Below are 831 nucleotides of genomic sequence, written 5' to 3'. Positions count from 1 at the left end.
AGGCTCAGGACCCATTGATTTGATTATGGAAATCTGATTCAGGCTCTGCGAGGAGACTGGCAATGAGCGACCTGTTTTGGCTGACGGATGAACAGATGGATCGTCTGCGGCCCTTTTTCCCAAAGAGCCACGGCAAACCTCGCGTTGATGACCGCCGCGTGCTGAGCGGGATCATTTTTGTGAACCGCAATGGGATGCGCTGGCGTGATGCGCCCCGGGAATACGGCCCCCACAAGACGCTGTATAACCGTTGGAAGCGTTGGAGCGACATGGGCGTTTTCATGCGGATGATGGATGGCCTGTCTGCTGCGAAAGCCGAGCCTCAGACGATTATGATTGATGCGACGTATCTCAAGGCGCACCGTACGGCTTCAAGCCTGCGGTTAAAAAAGGGGATCCGGGCCGCCTGATCGGTCGCACCAAAGGCGGTATGAATACAAAGCTGCATGCGGTCACCGATCAGAACGGACGACCGCTGAGCTTTTTCATGACGGCGGGACAGATCAGCGATTATACTGGTGCTGCTGCCTTGTTGGACAGTCTTCCTATGGCACAGTGGATGCTGGGAGATCGCGGGTATGACGCCGACTGGTTCAGGGACGCCCTGGAAGAGAAAGGGATCAGGCCCTGCATTCCGGGGCGAAAATCCCGCGGAAAACCAGTCAAATACGACAAGAGAAAATACAAAAGACGCAACCGCATCGAGATCATGTTCGGAAGGCTCAAGGACTGGCGGCGTGTTGCAACGCGCTACGACAGATGCCCCACCGTCTTCTTCTCCGCCATCTGCCTCGCTGCAACCGTCATGTTCTGGCTATGAGTCCTGAGCCT

Annotated in this window: 1 protein-coding gene; it reads left to right on the top strand. The window is 56.0% G+C overall.

Annotated features, from left to right (window positions below; genetic code table 11):
- The first annotated feature begins 62 nt into the window (after nt 1-62).
- Nucleotides 63-820, top strand: a protein-coding gene (locus GAL01_RS15410) for an IS5 family transposase (protein ID WP_099253411.1) whose coding sequence is annotated in 2 segments (ribosomal slippage) — nt 63-384 and nt 384-820 — 759 coding nt in all. Because the reading frame shifts where the segments join, the coding sequence is not laid out codon by codon here.
- Nucleotides 821-831: the final 11 nt, after the last annotated feature.

It is taken from the genome of Gluconobacter albidus, from assembly GCF_002723915.1.
Classification (GTDB): Bacteria; Pseudomonadota; Alphaproteobacteria; order Acetobacterales; family Acetobacteraceae; genus Gluconobacter; species Gluconobacter albidus.
This window is presented reverse-complemented; position numbering and strand designations above follow the sequence as displayed.